The organism is Tsukamurella sp. DT100 (assembly GCF_049844855.1).
Taxonomy (GTDB): domain Bacteria; phylum Actinomycetota; class Actinomycetes; order Mycobacteriales; family Mycobacteriaceae; genus Tsukamurella.
In genome coordinates this window covers 96,119-113,985 of sequence record NZ_JBNCLV010000007.1, presented here as the reverse complement: position 1 = coordinate 113,985, position 17,867 = coordinate 96,119, and the positions used below count along the sequence as shown (strand labels likewise).

15 protein-coding genes are annotated in these 17,867 nt (G+C 71.9%); 8 read left to right on the top strand and 7 right to left on the bottom strand.

All coding sequences use genetic code 11. The features are described 5' to 3' along the window. The first annotated feature begins 32 nt into the window (after window positions 1–32). Window positions 33–836, top strand: a complete 804-nt coding sequence (locus tag ACLQ3K_RS17690; RefSeq protein WP_426000959.1) for a rhomboid-like protein — start codon at window positions 33–35, stop codon at window positions 834–836. On the opposite strand, the gene ACLQ3K_RS17685 is transcribed toward ACLQ3K_RS17690, so the two are convergent. Continuing rightward, window positions 823–3,042: a M13 family metallopeptidase gene (locus ACLQ3K_RS17685; protein WP_426000958.1), complete on the bottom strand. Its 2,220-nt coding sequence runs from the start codon at window positions 3,040–3,042 to the stop codon at window positions 823–825. The two genes, ACLQ3K_RS17690 and ACLQ3K_RS17685, sit on opposite strands and share 14 nt — an antisense overlap. A gap of 43 nt (window positions 3,043–3,085) precedes the next feature. Beyond that, complete coding sequence (locus tag ACLQ3K_RS17680) at window positions 3,086–3,961, bottom strand: EamA family transporter (RefSeq protein ID WP_426000957.1); 876 nt, start codon at window positions 3,959–3,961, stop codon at window positions 3,086–3,088. Window positions 3,962–4,129: 168 nt separating this feature from the next. Between ACLQ3K_RS17680 and ACLQ3K_RS17675 the strand changes: the two genes are divergently transcribed. Further along, entirely contained in the window at window positions 4,130–4,345 is a 216-nt protein-coding gene (locus ACLQ3K_RS17675; RefSeq protein WP_224645747.1) for a DUF7455 domain-containing protein, read from the top strand. Here ACLQ3K_RS17675 and ACLQ3K_RS17670 read toward each other — a convergent pair. Beyond that, a complete protein-coding gene (locus ACLQ3K_RS17670; RefSeq protein WP_426000956.1) occupies window positions 4,335–6,131 on the bottom strand; it encodes a DEAD/DEAH box helicase in 1,797 nt (598 codons plus the stop codon). The genes ACLQ3K_RS17675 and ACLQ3K_RS17670 overlap by 11 nt on opposite strands. Window positions 6,132–6,282: 151 nt before the next feature. Between ACLQ3K_RS17670 and ACLQ3K_RS17665 the strand changes: the two genes are divergently transcribed. Further along, window positions 6,283–7,584: a YihY/virulence factor BrkB family protein gene (locus ACLQ3K_RS17665; protein ID WP_426000955.1), complete on the top strand. Its 1,302-nt coding sequence runs from the start codon at window positions 6,283–6,285 to the stop codon at window positions 7,582–7,584. A 4-nt stretch (window positions 7,585–7,588) separates the two neighbouring features. On the opposite strand, the gene ACLQ3K_RS17660 is transcribed toward ACLQ3K_RS17665, so the two are convergent. Beyond that, a complete protein-coding gene (locus ACLQ3K_RS17660) occupies window positions 7,589–7,825 on the bottom strand; it encodes a DUF3039 domain-containing protein (protein ID WP_068525069.1) in 237 nt (78 codons plus the stop codon). 38 nt (window positions 7,826–7,863) lie between these two features. Here ACLQ3K_RS17660 and ACLQ3K_RS17655 point away from each other — a divergent pair, with 38 nt between their 5' ends. The 3 genes from ACLQ3K_RS17655 (at window position 7,864) to ACLQ3K_RS17645 (ending at window position 10,792) form a co-directional block, all read left to right on the top strand. Then, window positions 7,864–8,199 carry a DUF3099 domain-containing protein gene (locus tag ACLQ3K_RS17655; protein ID WP_224645750.1) on the top strand — a complete coding sequence of 112 codons (336 nt, stop codon included), beginning with the start codon at window positions 7,864–7,866 and terminating at the stop codon, window positions 8,197–8,199. After that, the gene (locus tag ACLQ3K_RS17650) at window positions 8,200–9,678 is read left to right on the top strand and encodes a DUF7059 domain-containing protein (protein WP_426000954.1); all 1,479 of its coding nucleotides are present in this window, start codon (window positions 8,200–8,202) and stop codon (window positions 9,676–9,678) included. A 112-nt stretch (window positions 9,679–9,790) separates the two neighbouring features. Continuing rightward, on the top strand, window positions 9,791–10,792 hold the full coding sequence (locus ACLQ3K_RS17645; protein WP_224645752.1) for a sigma-70 family RNA polymerase sigma factor: 1,002 nt from the start codon (window positions 9,791–9,793) through the stop codon (window positions 10,790–10,792). Between the two features lie 34 nt (window positions 10,793–10,826). Here ACLQ3K_RS17645 and ACLQ3K_RS17640 read toward each other — a convergent pair whose 3' ends face one another. Beyond that, window positions 10,827–13,538 (bottom strand): GNAT family N-acetyltransferase, encoded by a 2,712-nt coding sequence (locus tag ACLQ3K_RS17640; protein ID WP_426000953.1) that lies wholly within the window; start codon window positions 13,536–13,538, stop codon window positions 10,827–10,829. Between the two features lie 50 nt (window positions 13,539–13,588). Next, a complete protein-coding gene (locus ACLQ3K_RS17635; protein WP_426000952.1) occupies window positions 13,589–14,818 on the bottom strand; it encodes an acetoin utilization protein AcuC in 1,230 nt (409 codons plus the stop codon). Window positions 14,819–14,934: 116 nt separating this feature from the next. Here ACLQ3K_RS17635 and ACLQ3K_RS17630 point away from each other — a divergent pair, with 116 nt between their 5' ends. Then, complete coding sequence (locus ACLQ3K_RS17630; RefSeq protein WP_224645755.1) at window positions 14,935–15,618, top strand: metal-dependent transcriptional regulator; 684 nt, start codon at window positions 14,935–14,937, stop codon at window positions 15,616–15,618. Between the two features lie 3 nt (window positions 15,619–15,621). Continuing rightward, complete coding sequence (gene galE, locus ACLQ3K_RS17625; RefSeq protein WP_426000951.1) at window positions 15,622–16,608, top strand: UDP-glucose 4-epimerase GalE; 987 nt, start codon at window positions 15,622–15,624, stop codon at window positions 16,606–16,608. A gap of 34 nt (window positions 16,609–16,642) precedes the next feature. Here galE and ACLQ3K_RS17620 read toward each other — a convergent pair whose 3' ends face one another. Continuing rightward, window positions 16,643–17,698: a DUF4192 domain-containing protein gene (locus ACLQ3K_RS17620; protein ID WP_426000950.1), complete on the bottom strand. Its 1,056-nt coding sequence runs from the start codon at window positions 17,696–17,698 to the stop codon at window positions 16,643–16,645. Between the last annotated feature and the right edge of the window lie 169 nt (window positions 17,699–17,867).

The window sequence follows — 17,867 nt, the reverse complement described above, 5'->3', positions numbered from 1 at the left end:
CTCACCCCGCGCGACGGTGCTGTACTGAGCACATGGACCTGCTGATCGGCCTGATCGCCGTCGCGCTCCTCTGGGCGGCCGTCGGGAACGTCCGGCGCGCCGGGCCCGGATCGGGGTGGATGCTCCGCTGGGCCCGGTACGCGCGGGCGTGGGTCGTGGCGAGCCCGGTCGCGGCGGTGCTGTGGCTCGTCGTGACGGTCAACGCCGTGATGCTGCTCGGCCTGCCGGACCGCCTGGCGGACCAGGTCCTGCAGGTGCACAGCACCAATCTCGACCGGTTCGGCACCCACCCACTGCAGGCGCTCATCACCTCCGCGCTGTGGATCGAGCCCGTCGACATCGTCTTCGCGACGCTGATGACGGTGCTCGTCCTCGGTCCGGCCGAGCGCTGGCTGGGGCACATCGGGATGCCCCTGATCTACTTCGCGGGCAGCGCGACCGCATCGCTGATCTCGGTGCTGTCGGCGAACCGCATACTGGCGCACGGGATCATCACCGACGACCTCGACCTGCGCGGCATGATCGACGTCGGCGTCAGCTACGGCAGCCTGTGCGTGCTCGGACTGCTCGTCTACCGCATCCCGTCGTGGCGATGGCGGCTCGCCGCGATGCTCGCCCTGCCCGTCCTGGTGCGGCTCACGCTGCCCTTCTTCGGCATGTACTCGACGCTCGGCCACCTGCGCGCCGTGCTGCTGGGCTATCTGCTGTGGCCGGTCACCCGCATCCCCGCCGTCCGCCGCCGCGCCGCGGACTGGACCTGGCGGTTCCATCCCGCCGCACCGGGTAGCCCCGCCCAGCCCGGCGGGCCCGGCGGGGAGACCGTCACCACACCGTGACGCGGTCCCGCGGCTCCAACCACTCCTTGTCGCCGGGCTTCACGCCGAACGTCTCGACGAAGGCGCTCACGTTCTTGACCACCTGATTCGCGCGGAACTCGTTCGGCGCGTGCGGGTCCGTCGCCAACGACTGGATCGCGGAGGCCTCCCGCGCCTTGTTCCGCCAGATCCGGCCCCAGCTCAGGAACAGCGGCGTGAGGTCCGGGTCGGCCCCCTCCCCCGCGCTCGGCACGGCGCTCGCGCTCGGCCCGGCCGACGGTGCCCCGCTCGCCTGCACGGCCCCCTCGGTCCCGGCGTCGCGGTTGGTGACGGCGATCCGGTAGGCGGCGATGGCGATGGACAGGCCGCCGAGGTCGGCGAGGTTCTCCCCCACCGTGAGACCGCCGTTGACCTTGTTGGTCGGCGGCAGCCCGGTGGGGACCAGCGCGTCGTACTGCGCGATGAGCGCCTTGGTGCGCTTGTCGAACTCGGCCCGGTCGGCCGGCTCCCACCAGTCCTTGAGGTTGCCGTCGCCGTCGTACTTCGCGCCCTGATCGTCGAAGGCGTGGCCGATCTCGTGGCCAATCACGGCGCCGATTCCGCCGTAGTTGACCGCGGCCTGCGCGTCGGGCGAGAAGAAGGGCGACTGCAGGATCGCCGCCGGGAAGACGATCTCGTTCATGCCGGGGTTGTAGTAGGCGTTCACCGTCTGCGGCGTCATCAGCCACTCGCCCTTGTCCACCGGCTTGGCGAGTTTCGCCAGCTGGTAGGCGTTCTCGAACTCGCCCGAGGCGCGCACGTTGGCGACGATCGACTTCCCGTCGGTCTTGAGGTCGCCGTAGTCGCGCCACTGGTCGGGGTAGCCGATCTTGGTGCGGATCTTCTCCAGCTTGGCGGCGGCGGCCCGCCGGGTGGCGGGGGTCATCCAGTCCAGGTCCTCGAAGCTGGCGCGGTAGGCGCTGCGGAGGTTGTTCACGAGCTGCTCGGCCTGCTGCTTGGCGTCGGCCTTGAAATGCTTCGCGACGTACAGCTTCCCGAGCGCCTCCCCGAGGGCGCCCTCGACCACGGCCACGCCGCGCTTCCAGCGATCGCGCTGCTGCTCGACCCCGCTGAGGGTCTTCGAGTAGAACTCGAAGTTGGCCGTGGCGAAGGGCTCGGAGAGGTACGCGGCGTAGGCCCGCACCACCTGGATCCGCGCGTGATCCTTGAGGGTGTTCAGGTCGGTGTCCGCCCACAGCTTCGCCGCCGCGGTGAGGAAGCTCGGCTGCGAGACCACGACGTTCTTGGCGTCGTCGGCCTTGATGCCCACGGCCTTCTGCCAGCGGTCCCAGTCGTAGCCGGGGGCCAGCTTCGCGAGCTCGGCCCACGGGTACGGGTTGTAGGTCGCCGTCGCGTCGCGCGAGCGCACGCGGTCCCAATGTCCCTTCGCCACCGACGTTTCGAAGGCGAGCACGCGGGCGGCGACGCCGGGCGCGTCGGACAGGCCGGCGAGCGAGGCCGTCTTCTCCAGGTACGCGCGGTACTCGTCGCGCACCTCGGCGTACTTCGGATCGCGGTAGTAGGCCTCGTCGGGAAGGCCGATACCCGACTGCAGCAGGCTGAGCACGTACTTCGACGAGTCCTTCTGATCCGTGTCGACGTAGAAGCCGACCAGCCCGCTCACGCCTTGCTTCTGGTGGGTGCCGATGACGTCGAGCAACGCCGCTTTGTCGGCCGCCGTGTCGATCGCGTCCAGATCGGGCTTGATCGGGTCCGCGCCCTCCCGGTCGACGCGGGCGGTGTCCATGAAGGAGTCGTAGACGTCGCGGATCTTCGCCTCATTGCTCCGGGTTCGCGGATCCTTGATGCCCTCGATGATGGCCTTGAGCTGGTCCAGCGCACGATCCGACAGCTCGGTGAAGGTGTTGAACGAGGCCTTGTCCGCGGGGATCCGGTAGCCGTCGGCCCAGGCGCCGTTGACGTGGCGGAACAGGTCGTCCTGCACGCGCACGCCGGGCGCCGCGCCGCTCAGGTCGGGCCCCGTCAGCGGCCGCGCCGGCTTCGCGGAGGAGGACGGCGATCCGCCGCCGGGCCCCGATACGCCGCAGGCCGCGAGGACCGCGGTGCCCGCGAGCACGCCGAAGCCGGCGAGGAACCGCCGGCGATCGAGCCCGCCCGACGGTGCGCCGAACGGGTCGCGATCGGGGCGGGGCGGGTGGGCGGACGAATGGGGGTCACCGGTCTGCATGAACCGAATCTAACCCGATCGGCCGCCGAGATGGTGCGACACGCTAACCACCCGAGTCGGGCGCCGGAGTCCGCCGCGAGGTCAGCGCGATGGCGACCACGACGAGTGCGATGCCGACGGCCTCGAGCCATCCCGGCCGCTGGCCCAGCATCACGGCGCCCACGCCGGTGGCGGTCACCGGGAGCAGCGCCAGCAGCAGCGCGAACCGCTCCCGCCCGACCCGCTTCAGAACCACCTGATCGAGCGCGTACGGGACCACCGAGCTGAGCAGCCCGAGGCCCAGGCCGAGGACCCACACCTCCCAGCTGAGGAAGGCCTCGGGGCGGCTCACGAGGTCGGGGCCGAGGCCCGGGAGGGCGAGGACCAGCGCGCCCGCGGCCAGGCCGACGCCAAGCCCCTCGATGCCGCCGCCCGCGTCGGCGACCCGCTTTCCCAGCACGATGTACGCCGCCCACAGGGCCGCCGCCAGCAGCGCGCAGGCGATGCCGATCGCGCCACCGGAGCCGAGGCCGGCACCGTCGAGGTTGACGCCCGCGACGCACACCACGCCGACGAGGGCCGCCGCCGCGGCGACCAGATCCACCGCGCGCCGCGAGCCGGCGACCGCCACCGCGATCGGACCGAGGAACTCGATCGCGACGGCGGTGCCCAGGTCGATGTGGTCGATGGCCTCGTAGAAGGCGATGTTCATCGCGACGGTGACCGTGCCGAACAGGGCGGCGGCGCGCAGTCGCGCCGGGGTCCAGTCGGCGCGCCGCGGCCGCAGGGCGAGCAACAGGATGAGGCCGGCGCCGGCCCCGCGCAGCCACGCCACCGCGACGGGCGAGAGCTGTTCGAACAGACCGACGCCCAGGGAGGCGCCGACGTACTGGCTGATCGCCCCGATCACGAACATCGCGGGGATCATCAGCGGCGTCACGCGCCTCACCCTAGGGGACCGTGCGCCGGCCCCGCATCCGCGTTTCGCCGCCCGAAAGTTGTTCACCCTGGGAGAACATGCCGCCCACCTCCCCGGTGTGGTGGAACAAATGGGTACCCTCGGACGTATATAGAAATGTAAGAACGGTTCGTGAGGAACGGAGGAGTCATGACCAACACAGTCACTTCAGAGGCCCCTACGGGCGATGCCTTCGCTCCCCTGACGGCGTCCGACCGCTGCGATCGCTGTTCGGCGGCCGCCCAGGTCCGGGCCGTACTGCCGTCGGGCTTCGAGCTGCTCTTCTGCGGCCACCACTTCAGCGAGCACCGCGCGAAGCTGGAGGCGCAGGGCGCCAGCATCACGGGCGAGCCCGTCACGGTCTGAGTACCACCGACGCGACGGCGCCGGGCCCCCCCCCGACGGGCGGGTGCACGGCGCCCTCGCCGGTTCTGCCCGTCGGTGGCCGACCCGCGCCCGAGAACATCCACGTGGGCCCCGCCGCGATCCGCTCGCGCAGCTGATCGGCCGACGCCATCGCGGTGACGGGTCCCCCCAGCCTGCTGCGCAGTTCGTTGTGCACCACGCCGTGCGGCTTGCCCGTGCGGTGGTGATGCATCGCGACCAGCGAATTCAGCTCGCGCCGTAGCGCGGAGAGCTGCGCGCCCGCGGTCGCCCGCTCCTCCACCTGCGCGGGCGCCGCGGGGCGCTCCACCTCGGCCGACCGGGTGTCCACCTGATCCTTCTGCCGCTGTTTGAGGAGCGCCCGCATCTGCTCGGCGTCCAGCAGCCCCGGTAGCCCCAGGTAGTCGGCCTCCTCCTCGCTGCCCGCGAAGGTGGCGGTGCCGTACGAGGAGCCGTCGTAGATCAGCTGGTCCAGCTCGGCGTCGGCGTGCAGGGAGACGAACGCCTTCTCCTCCTCGCCGGGCTCGTCCTTCTGCTTGTTCGCGTCGATGAGCAGCGCGTCCTCGAGTTCGTCGGACTCGCGGTGCGGCTTGCCGAGCACGTGGTCGCGCTGCTCCTCCAGCTTCGCGGCGAGATCCAGCAGGACCGGGACCGACGGCAGGAAGACGCTCGCGGTCTCGCCCGGCACGCGCAGTCGCACGAAACGGCCGATGGCCTGGGCGAAGAACAGCGGCGTCGAGGCGCTCGTCGCGTACACGCCCACGGCCAGGCGCGGGACGTCGACGCCCTCGGACACCATGCGGACGGCGACCATCCACTTGTCCGTGCCCTCGGAGAAGGCGGAGATCCGCTTCGACGCCGTCGGGTCGTCGGACAGCACGACGGTGACCTTCTCGCCGCTGATCTCCTCGAGCAGCTCGGCGTAGTCCCGGGCCGTCGTCTGATCGGTGGCGATCACCAGGCCGCCCGCGTCGGGCATCGCGCGACGCAGCTGCTCGAGCCGCGTGTTCGCGGCGTGCAGCACAGCGGGGATCCAGTCGCCGTGCGGGTCGAGCGCGGTGCGCCAGGCGCGCGCCGTCTGCTCCTTGCTCAGCGGCTCGCCCAGGCGGGCGGTGAACTCCTCGCCTGCGCTGGTGCGCCAACTCGCCTGCCCGGAGTAGGCCAGGAAGACGACGGGGCGGACGACCCCGTCCGCGAGCGCGTCGGAATAGCCGTAGACGTGATCGGCCTTGGACCGCTGGCCGCCGCCGAACTCCGGCTCGTACGTGACGAACGGGATGGGGTTGTCGTCGCTGCGGAACGGGGTACCGGTGAGCGCGAGCCGACGGGTGGCCGGCGCGAAGGCCTCGCGCACGCCCTCGCCCCAGCTCTTGGCGTCGCCGGCGTGATGGATCTCATCGAGGATGACGAGCGTCTTGTAGGCCGACGTACGCGCGTGGTGCTTGTACGGATGCATGCCCACCTGGGCGTACGTGATGACGACGCCGTCGAAGTCCGACGAGGTGCTGCCGCCCGAGTTGGTGAAGTTCGGGTCGAGGTTGATGCCGTTCCGCGAGGCCGCCTCGGCCCACTGGTACTTGAGGTGCTCGGTCGGCGCGACGACGGTGATCCGCTCGACGGTGCGGTCGGCCAGCAGCTCGGCGGCGACGCGCAGCGCGAACGTGGTTTTTCCGGCGCCGGGGGTCGCCACGGCGAGGAAGTCCTGAGGCTTCGAGGTCAGGTACTTCGTGAGCGCACGGCGCTGCCAGACACGAAGTGAAACCGCCATCGAGAAACGCACCCCTAAACCGCGAGAGAAGCCCGTCCGGCGCGAGTCCGCGGCGCGGGCGGGTCGATCGTGAACCCGGAAGCAGTCTACTCGCAACACGCGGCGATCCCGGTTACGGCGTGATCGGCCCCGGTGCGGAAGACTGAACATGATGGACGACGCACACGGCACGCCGGGAGGCCGGCAACCGGGCCCGGCGCAGGACGCCGAGCCGCGCGATCCGGGTCCGCACACCCAGGACCTGGATCGGCCCCGGCGCGCCTCGTTCCCCACGCGCGCGTGGGGCGTCGTCAAGGGCATGCCGCAGGTCCTGTGGCGCACCGTCGTGAAGTCCTGGGACGATTCGATCGTCGGGCACAGCGCGCAGGCGGCCTTCTGGACCACGCTGTCGCTGGCGCCGCTGCTGCTCGCCCTGATGGGCCTCATCGGTTACGTGGCGAACTGGTTCGGCCCCGACACCATCGGGGTGATCCACGACCGGCTCATCTCCTTCGGCCTGCGGGTCTTCACGCCCAACGTGGTGGACGAGATCATCCGGCCGATGGTCGACGGGGTGCTCCAGCAGGGCCGCGGCGACGTGGTCTCGGTGGGCTTCATCCTCGCGCTGTGGGCCGGGTCGTCGGCGCTGTCGTCGTACGTGGACTCGATCAGCATGGCGCACGATCAGCACACGGTCCGCAATCCGGTGTACCAGCGGCTGTTCGCGCTGGTGCTCTACCTCGAGTTCCTGGTGATCGCGGTGTTCACGCTGCCGCTCGTGGCGCTGGGCCCCAGCTTCATCATCAAGTACATCCCCGCGTCGTGGCACCCCGCGGTCGCCCAGCTGATCGACTTCGGCTACCTGCCCTTCGTCGTGCTCATGCTGGTCGGCGGCCTCGCGCTGCTCTACCGGCAGGCGCTGCCGCGGCCGCTGCCCTGGTACCGGCACGTGCCGGGCGCGGCGCTCGCGGCGCTGATCTTCCTCGTCGCCTCGACGGGGCTGCGCGTGTACCTGTCGTTCATCGCGTCGGGGAGCGGCATCTCCTACGGCGCGCTGGCGACGCCGATCGCCTTCCTGCTGTTCACGTTCTTCCTCGGCTTCGCGGTCATGGTCGGCGCGGAGTTCAACGCGGCGCTGCAGGACCGGTGGCCCGCGCGCGAGATCCGCACCGATCAGCTGCGGGACTGGGTCGTCGAGCAGATCAAGGAGGCGGGGATCCCCGATCCCGGCAAGGCGGCCGCCGAGGGCCTGCGCCGCGCGACCGACCCGATCCGCCGGCGCCAGCGGGCGGAGACCGACGAACCGTCCGCCGACACCGAGACGCCGGTGTCCGGCGGGTCGCCCGCCGACGCGCCGAGTGCCGTGGCGCCGCGGCGCACCGTCGAGACGGACGTCCCGGCGCGGCGCACCGTCGAGCCCGAGGCCCCGCGCGTGCCGCCCGCCCGGCCGCCGCGCGAGGTGGAGCCGCGGTGAGCGGCTACTTCTTCATGCGGTCGTAGATCTTCTTGCACTCGGGGCACACCGGCGAGCCGGGCTTGGCGGACTTGGTGACCGGGAAGGTCTCGCCGCAGAGCGCGACCACGTAGTTGCCCATCACGGCCGACTCGGCGATCTTGTTCTTCCGCACGTAGTGGAAGAACTTGGGGGTGTCGTCGTCGGTGCCGGTATCGGCGTCGACGTCGACGTCCGGCTTCTCCAGGGTCTTCGTACTCATGACTTTCATTCTGCCAGCCGCAGTGGGACGATCGAAGTGTGGGAAACCAAGGTGAGAACACCTACGTCATCACCGACGCGGAGGACTCGTACGACGAGCAGCACCGGCGGCGCGTCCGCCGCTACCTGATGATCATGGCGATCCGCATTCCCGCCCTCGTCATCTCCGCGTGGATCTACTCCGCCACCGGCAACTGGATGATCGCGCTGGCCGTGCTCGGCGGCTCCATCCCCATCCCGTGGATCGCCGTGATCCGCGCCAACGACCGGCCCAAGAAGCGCAAGGGCGAGCCCGACCGCTTCACCCGCCGCAAGCTGGATCGCCTCGCCCTGCAGGGCCACCCGATCACGACCGTCTCGACGCGCGGCGACTAGGTGCTGCTCTCCCCCGGCCTGGCACCACTGTGCCGTCGGCTCGGCCCCGCGCTGGCCGCCGCCGAGTTCTCGGAATCCGCCGTCGCCGACCGCCTGGGTGACGCCTACGGCTGCCTCTCGCGCGGCGAGCCCGGCCCCGTCGAGGCCGCGGCACCCGGCGACGCGCCCCTGGACGTGCTGATCCGCCTGTTCCTCGCCGCCGCGCCGGTCCCCCGCCCGCAGGTCGACGGTGCCCTGGCCCCCGTCACCGTCGACGAGGCCCTGGCGGCCGGCCTGCTGGAGGCCGATCCCGAGGCCCCGTCGCGGGTGCGGGCCGCTCTGAGCCTGCGGCCACTCGACCTGCCCGACGGTCCGCAATGGTTCCTCTCCGACCTCGACGGCCTCATGCGGCCGCACGCGCAGCACCGCGAGCACGTGCTCGGCGTGGGCCACGCCTCGCAGTCGCTGCTGCGGGCCACGCCGCGCGAGCCGGTGGGCACCGTCCTCGACCTCGGCACGGGCTGCGGCGTGCACGCGTGCGCCGCGACCCGGTTCGGGGGCTCGGTCACCGCCACCGACGTGAGCGAGCGGGCCGCCGGCTTCGCCGCCGCGTCCGCCGCGCTGAACGGCGCGGACGTCGAGGTACTGACCGGCGACTGGTTCGCGCCCGTCGCGGGACGCCGGTTCGACCTACTGCTGGCGAACCCGCCCTTCGTCGTGGGCGAGGGCCGCGTCGACCACACCTACCGCGACTCCGGCCTCGATCTCGACGGGGCGTCCGAGTTGGTCGTGCGGGGCGCACCGGATCATCTGGCGCCGGGCGGCACCGCCGCGCTGCTCGCCTCGTGGGTGCACGGCGACGACGAGTCGTGGCAGGCCCGGGTCGCGTCCTGGCTGCCCGCGGACGGCATCGCGGCGTGGGTACTGCAGCGCGACGTCGCCGATCCCGCGCTGTACGTGGGCACCTGGCTCCGCGACGAGGGGCTCGACCCGCGTGTCGGCGAGGGACGCGCGAAGTCCGACCGCTGGCTCGCCCACCTCGCCGACGCCGGCGTGACCGGCATCGGGTTCGGTTTCGTGCTCCTCCGGGCGATCGACGGCCCGTCGGAGGTGGTCTGCGAGGAGCTGAGCCAGCCCTTCGACGATCCCCTCGGCGACGAGGTTCCCGCGCACTTCGCGCGGATGGCGTGGCTGCGCGACGCCGACCTGGACGCCGCCCGGCCGCTACTCGGCGACGACGTCGCCCTCGAGCGCGTATCGGTGACCGGCGACGAGGGCTGGGACGAGGTGGCGGTGCGCGTGACCCGGATGTCGGGCCCGCGCTGGGTGCACGAGCTCGACGACGCCGGCGCCCGCCTGCTCGCCGGATGCCGCGGGGAACTCCCCGCCGAGGACCTCGTCCTCCTGCTCGAGGCGGCGACGGGCGAGGACGACCTCGCCGATCCGGCCCGGCGGTTGCTCGCCGACCTGCACCGGCACGGATTCGTAACCTTCCTCTAAGCAACTTCTCAGAACGCCTCGCTGTTTCCGCAGGTCAGGGGATCCGGGCTCGGGAACTCTGTGCGCCCGTCGTCCGTTGAACCTGATGTACCGGCGAACAGGAGGCAGCCACATGGCACACCGCGTCAACACTGCTAGCACCGCAGCCCGCCCCGCTGATCGGGTGCGGCCCCCGCTGACCGAGGCCGATCTCGATGCACAGAGTCCCGCCGCGGATCTGGTGCGGGTGTACCTGAACGGCATCGGCCGCACCGCGCTGCTGTCCGCTGAGGACGAGGTCGATCTGGCCAAGCGCATCGAGGCGGGGCTGTACGCACAGCACCTCCTGGCCACCAAGAAGCGGATGGCCGCCTCGAAGAAGCGCGACCTGGCCTTCATCGTGCGCGACGGCCAGGCGGCCCGCCAGCACCTGCTGGAGGCCAACCTGCGCCTCGTGGTGTCGCTGGCCAAGCGCTACACCGGGCGCGGCATGCCGCTGCTGGACCTGATCCAGGAGGGCAACCTCGGCCTGATCCGCGCGATGGAGAAGTTCGACTACGCCAAGGGCTTCAAGTTCTCGACCTACGCCACCTGGTGGATCCGGCAGGCCATCACGCGCGGCATGGCGGACCAGTCCCGCACCATCCGCCTCCCCGTCCACCTCGTGGAGCAGGTGAACAAGCTGGCCCGCATCCGGCGCGAGCTGCACCAGCAGCTGGGCCGCGAGGCCACGGACGCGGAGCTCGCGGAGGAGTCGGGCATCCCGGCGGAGAAGATCGCCGACCTCATGGACCACTCGCGTGATCCGGTGAGCCTCGACATGCCCGTCGGGTCCGACGAGGAGGCGCCGCTCGGCGACTTCATCGAGGACGCGGAGGCCGCGTCGGCCGAGTCCGCCGTGATCTCGCGGCTCATGCACAGCGACGTGCGCTCGGTGCTCGCGACCCTCGACGAGCGGGAGCAGCAGGTCATCCGGCTGCGCTACGGCCTCGACGACGGCCAGCCGCGCACCCTCGACCAGATCGGCAAGCTCTTCGGGCTCTCCCGCGAGCGGGTGCGCCAGATCGAGCGCGAGGTCATGAGCAAGCTCCGCAACGGCGAGCGGGCCGACCGGCTGCGCGCGTACGCGAGCTAGCCCCGAACCACCCTCGAAGGAACCGCGTCGGCTGTCACAGCCGGCGCGGTTCCGCTTGTTGGGCGAGGACGTCGCTGGCGTGGCCGATGCGGATCACCACGGACAGCACCGAGGCGCCGTCGGTCGTGGCGAGGATCGGCTGGCAGTCGATCGAGGCGATCTCGGGCACCTCGTAGGAGAGGGCCGCGATGCGGGTCACCACGTCGGTGAGCGCCGCGCGGTCCACGCCTGATTCGCCGGCGAAGCCGTCGAGCAGCGGGGCCGAACGGGTGGCCGTGACCAGATCGGCGGCCGCGGCGTTGGTGAGCGGCAGCAGCCGGTAGGCGCGGTCCCCCAACAGCTCCGGCACGGCGCCGCTGAGGCCGAAGGACAGCAGCGGACCGATCCGCGGGTCGTTCTCGTAGCCGACGGCGCAGCCGATGCCCTTGGGCGCCATCCGCTGGACGTGCAGCGTCGACTCCCCCGTCGCCTCCGCGAGCTCGGCGAAGGCGGCCGCCACGGCCTGCGGGCTCGCGAGATCGAGGCGGACCGCAGCGAGGTCGGCGCGCAGGCGCCAGCGCTCCCCCATCGCCTTGACCGCGACGGGGTACCCCAGCCTGTCCGCGGCCGCGGCCGCGTCCTCCGGCGTGGACGCGACGTCGAACGCCACGACGCCGATCCCGTAGAGCCCCAGGAGCTCCGCGCTCTGATCGAAGCTCAGGGTGACGGCGCCGGTGTCGGAGTCGGCGCTGGGCAGCCACTCCCGGACGCGAGTCCTCGCGGTCTCGACGTCGGTGCGGTCGGGCCGCGCGGTGTCGGAGACGGGGCGGGCGCGCCACTGCGCGTACCGCCAGCCGTGGGCGAGGACCCGGGCCGCACGCTCGGGCTCCGGATACGACGGGACCGACCCCCGGACCCGCACGCCGTCCTCGTCGGTGACGGCGAGCAGCTCGGTGACGCCGTCGAAGGCGAGGAAGGTCGAGACGATCGGCTTGATCTGCTTGCGGGAGGCCTCGAGCAGGACCGCGGCGTGCGCCTCGGGCGGCGCCTCCACCGGCGGCACGAAGACGGCGATGATCGCGTGCACCGCGTCGTCGGCCAGCGCGGCGTCGATCGCGGCGCCGAACTCCTCCGGGGTCGCCGCGGCGCCGAGATCCACGGGCTGCGCGACGTCGAGTCCCGCGCGGATCCCGGTGTGCGTGGCGAGGATGCCCAGGGCCGTCGAGTTGCCGATGACGGCGACGCGGGGGCCGACGGGCAGCGGCTGGTAGCTGAAGAAGGTCGCGCAGTCGAACAGCTCGGGGATCGAATCGACCTGGACGACACCGGAGTTCTCGAACAGCGCCTCCGATCCGCGACGGCGGCGGTCGGCGTCGATCCCGCCGCGGTGCACGGCGACGATCGGCTTCTGCCGGGACAGCCGCTGCGCGATGCGGCCGAATTTGCGGGGGTTACCGAAGCTCTCGAGGTAGAGCAGCACCACCTCGGTGGCGTCGTCGGTGTCCCAGTACTGGAGCACGTCGTTGCCCGAGACGTCGGCGCGGTTGCCGGCGGAGACGAAGGTCGTCAGGCCCACACCGCGTTTCGCCGCGGTGTCCAGGATGGCGATGCCGAGGGCGCCGGACTGGCAGAAGAAGCCCACGTTGCCGCGCCCGGGGACGACGGGGGCCAGCGTCGCGTTGATCCGCACCGCGCGGTCGGTGTTGATGACGCCGAGCGCGTTGGGGCCGATCAGCCGCATCCCGTGCGAGCGCACGGCTTTGAGGAGCCTCCGCTCCGATTCCTTACCCCGGCCACCGGCGTCGGAGAAGCCGGACGAGACGACGAGGAGCGTGCGGACCTCCTTGGCGAGGCAGTCGTCGAGCACCTGGTCCATGTTGTCGGCGGGCACGGCGACCACGGCGAGGTCCACCTGATCGGGGATGTCGCGCACCGACTCGTAGGCGCGGATGCCCGCGACCGAACGGCGTTCCGGGTGCACCGGGTACACCGGGCCGGCGAAGTCGCCCGCGATGATGTTGCGCAGCACCGCGTGGCCGACCTTGCCCGGGGTGGCCGACGCACCGATCACGGCGATCGACTCCGGCCGCAGCGCGTTGCTCACGCTGCGCGCCTCCGAGGCGAGCTCGCGGGCGTTGCGCACCGCGACCAGGGCCTCCGTGGGGTCGATGCCGAACTCCACGTGCACCACGCTGCCGTCGAAGCTGCGCCGCAGCTCGTATCCGGCGGCCTTGAAGACGTTGACCATGTACCGGTTCTCGGCGAGAACCTCCGCCTCGAAGCGGTGGAAGCCGTTCTCGGCGGCGGCGCCGGCGAGGTGCTCGAGCAGGATCGGGCCGAGGCCGCGGCCCTGGTGCTCGTCGGCGACGACGAAGGCGACCTCCGCCGACGTCGGCTTGCCGGAGTCGGCGAGGCCCTCGTAGAGGCCGACGGCGATGATCTTGCCGCCGAGGATCGCCAGCAGGCAGACACGCTGCTCGTGGTCGACGGTGGTCATCCGCGCGACGTCGCGGGGCGGCATGACCGGGTAGGGCCCGAAGTAGCGCAGATAGCGGGTGCGTTCGGAGAGTCCGGCGTGGAAGGCGACCATGTCGTCGGCGTCGTCGGGCACGACGGGCCGCAGGTGGACGACGCCGCCGTCGGAGGCGAGGACGTCGGCGACCCAGTGCGCGGGGAACTCGTACGGTCCCGACGGTGCCTGCGGGCTCGGCGCCGGGAACGGGTCGGTGGCGGGCCCCGAGGGGTGCAGGGGGGTTTCGTCAGTCACGAGGATCCTCCGGGTCGAGTCCTGGAGCGCGAAGAGCGGCAGGGAACACGTCAGTCACGAGGATCCTCCGGATCCAGTCCGTGGAGAGGAAAAACCGCGGATCGGGCGCGGGCGATGAAGCGGTCGGCAGCGGCCTCCAGCGGGGCGGCGGTGGGGTCGTAGGAGGAGGGCTCCCAGGGGGTGAACGCGGTGCCGCCGCCCTCGCCCATCGTGTCCGGCAGGCCGCTCACGGCACCGACCTGGTCGGTGGGCAGGCTCGCGGCCAGCTCCTTCCACTCCTCGGGAATCGGTGTGGCCGGGTCGATGTCGACGCCGACGACTGCGCCGATCAGGTGGGTCCAGGCGCGGGGCACCACGTGCACGAGCTGATACCCGCCGCCGCCGATGGCGAGCCACCGGCCGTCGCACACCTCGTCGGCGAGGTCGCGCATGGCAAGGATCGCGGCGCGCTGCCCGTCGACGGTGAGCGAGAGGTCGGTCAGCGGGTCCGTCGCGTGGGAGTCGCAGCCGCACTGGCTCACGATGAGCTGGGGCCGGAACTCGCGGACGATCGACGGGACCACGGCGTGGAAGGCGCGCAGCCACAGCCCGTCGGGGCAGAACGCGGGCACCGGGATGTTGACGGCGGTGCCACGCGCCTCCGGGCCGCCGAGCTCGGTCGGGTAGCCGGTGTTGGGCCACAGGTGCTGGGGGTCCTCGTGCAGGGAGACGGTGAGCACCCGCGGGTCGTTCCAGAACTGGGCCTGCACTCCGTCGCCGTGGTGGGCGTCGACGTCGATGTAGGCGATCCGGTCGAAGCCGTTGTCGAGCAGCCAGGAGATGGCGATGGCCGCGTCGTTGTAGACGCAGAATCCCGAGGCGTGCGAGCGCATGGCGTGGTGCATCCCGCCCGCGATGTTGACGGCGCGGGTGGTGTGGCCGGCGGCGATCGCCTTCGCGCCGGTGAGGGTGGAGCCGACCAGGCTCGCGGCCGCCTCGTGCATGCGCAGGAAGATCGGGTTGTCGTCGTTGCCGAGGCCGTATCCGGTGAGATCGATCCGCGAGCGGCCCGAGCCCGCGACGCGCACCGCCGCCAGGTAGTCGTCGGTATGGGCGCGCCCGAGCTCCAGCGGGTCGAAGTCCGCCGGCGCCACCACCTCGACCCCGTCGAGGACCCCGAGCATCCGCGCGAGCTCCATCGTCAGGCGCAGCCGGACCGGGTCCATCGGATGGGAGTGGGAGAACCGGTAGTCGAGAACCGAGGGGTCCCAGACCACCTGGGAGTCGGGGAACCGTGCCATGTGTCACGACCCTAGTCGTTGCACACCTGCGCCGCTTCGAAGTTAGGTAACCTTAAGTACGGGGGACGGTAGCCCGTCTCGGTTAAGCTCGACAGTGACGAGAAGGAGCTGGATACGTGAACGATCTGGTGGACACCACCGAGATGTACCTGCGGACCATCTACGAGCTCGAGGAGGAGGGCGTGGTGCCCCTCCGGGCGCGGATCGCGGAGCGTCTCGAGCAGAGTGGTCCCACCGTCTCGCAGACGGTGCAGCGCATGGAGCGCGACGGGCTGGTCCGGGTCGCCGGTGACCGGCACCTCGAGCTCAGCGAGAAGGGCCGCCAGTTGGCCATCGCCGTGATGCGCAAGCACCGGCTGGCCGAGCGGCTCCTGGTGGACGTGATCGGGCTGCAGTGGGAGAACGTGCACGCCGAGGCGTGCCGCTGGGAGCACGTGATGAGCGAGGACGTGGAGCGGCGCCTGCTGGAGGTGCTGGGCAACCCCACCACCTCCCCGTACGGCAACCCCATCCCGGGGCTCGGCGAGCTCGGGGTGGCGATCACCGGCGAGCCGGCGCGCCCCGCCCGCCTCACCGACCTGCCGCAGGGCGGTCCGACGGCCGTGGTCATCAAGCGGCTGGCCGAGCACGTCCAGGCGGACACCGACCTGATCGGCCGGTTCCGCGAGGCCGGCGTCGTCCCGGACGCGCGCGTGTCGGTCACCGTCCAGCGCGGCGCCGTGGTCATCTCGGTCGCCGGGCACGAGGACTTCGAGCTCCCCGACGAGATGGCCCACGCCGTCTTCGTCGAGGCGGTGTAGCCGATGCGCCTGGTGGTGACGGGCGGCGCCGGCTACGTCGGCAGCGTGTGCACGCAGGTGCTGCTCGAGCGAGGTCACGAGGTGACCGTGCTCGACGACCTGAGCACCGGCAACCGCGAGGCGGTGCCCGCGGGTGCCACGTTCGTGGAGGGCGACGTCGCGCAGGCCGCGCGCCCCCTGCTCGCCGACGGCGACTTCGACGGCGTCCTGCACTTCGCGGCCAAATCGCTGGTGGGCGAGTCGGTGTCGCATCCGCACAACTACTGGCAGGGCAACGTCGTCACCACGCTGACGCTGCTCGACGCGATGCTGGCGGCCGGCGTCCCGCGCCTGGTCTTCTCGTCGACCGCGGCGACCTACGGCGAGCCGGAGGCCGTCCCGATCACGGAGGACGCGCGCACCGCGCCCACCAACACCTACGGCGCGACCAAGCTCGCTATCGACGCCGCGATCTCCTCGTACGCCACCGCCTACGGCCTGGCCGCGGTCTCGCTGCGGTACTTCAACGTGGCGGGCAGCTACGGCGGCTTCGGGGAGAACCGCGAGGTCGAGACGCACCTGATCCCCCTGGTGTTGCAGACGGCCCTCGGACAGCGCGGCGACATCGCGGTCTTCGGCGCCGACTACCCCACCGACGACGGCACCGCGGTCCGGGACTACGTCCACGTCAAGGACCTGGCCGAGGCGCACCTGCTGGCCCTGGACCACGCGAAGGCAGGAACGCACGAGATCTTCAATCTCGGCTCCGGCGCGGGCTTCTCGGTGCGTCAGGTGATCGACACCTGCCGCGAGGTGACGGGGCGCGAGATCCCCGAGACCGCCGCCGAGCGCCGCGCCGGCGACCCGGCGGTGCTGGTCGCGTCGTCCCGCCGGGCGATCGACGAGCTCGGTTGGCGGCCCGAGAAGACGGACCTGCGCGACATCGTCGCCGACGCCTGGGCGTACACCCAGGAGCTGGGCGACCGCGCGCACGCCGCCCGCCGCGCCTGACCCCGTACCCCACTCCGATCCCCCTCGCAGGTCGTCACCCGGCGAGGGGGAACCCGAGGTCCCGGGGCGGGAGGTCGACGCCGAGGCGGCGGGCCACGTCCACGCCGATCTCGGCGGTGATGCACAGCTCCCGCGGATGCATCCCCGCGGCCAGCGCGTGCGCCAGGAGGTGCGCGCCCCGGTAGCGCCCGTCGGCGGTCAGCGCCGCGTCGAGGGCGATGCCGGTGAGCGGGCCGTCCCCGCGCAGGTAGCTCCCGGCGGCCACCAGCGTCGCCGCCGCCGCACGCGGTGTGCCCCGCAACCGCCGCGCCAGCTCGGCGAACAGCAGCCGGGCCTCGTCGGCCATCACGGTGAGGGCCAACGCCATCGCCGCATCGCGCACCTTCACCTCGAGCAGCGCTCCCCCGAGCAGCGCGACGTCGGCGTCCGAGAGGGCCGCTGAGCGCTGCGCGGTGACGGCCCCGACGACGGCGGCCAACAGCTCGCACGGATCGCCGTCCGCCTCGTAGTCCGCGGCGTCGCGGCAGCGGTCCGCGCCGATCCCCGGGCCCTCCTCTGCGAGCTGGTCCGTCAGCTCCGTGCGGGACCGGTGGATGGTGCGCCCCTCCACGACGGCCGCGACCATGAGAGGCGACGACGCCGGATCCGGGAGGGCGCCACTCTCGCCGTGCCGGCACACCCATCGCTCGCCGGCCTCCATCCGGTCGAGCAGGACCAGGTCGATGATCTCGAGGTCGGGATCGACCGCGTCCCGGGACCGGGCGGCGTCCACGAGCAGCCGGAGCAGCGCCGGGGCGACCCGCTCGCGCGGGCGGTCGTCGACCGCGACGCAGAACAGCCGGTCCGCGCCCTGGCGCCGCAGCAACCCCACCGCCTCGGCGATGTGAGTCCGGCAGTCTTTCCGAAGACCGCCGGACGCGGTCACCTCGAGGTCGGTCCGAGCGGTGGCCCCGATCCGGCCGGTCACCTCGTCGTGCGCGAGCAGCACCACCGATCGGGTCGGATAGAAGCCCAGGAGAGCCGGTACGGCGGCGATCAGGTCGCCGAGGCAGTCGATCTTCATGGCCGGGGCCGCGTGATGTTTCGTCATGCTCGAATGCTCGTGGAGGCGACGGACGACGATCGCCGCTGCGCCCCGTCCATCCCCACTTTGGTTACGAAACGTTCTCCACGCTGGGCGTTGTCCACAGGATCGCCCGTACCGGACACCTGCGGGCGGGCGCCCGACGTGCGGCACCGGCGAGCGCTACTGTGAACCG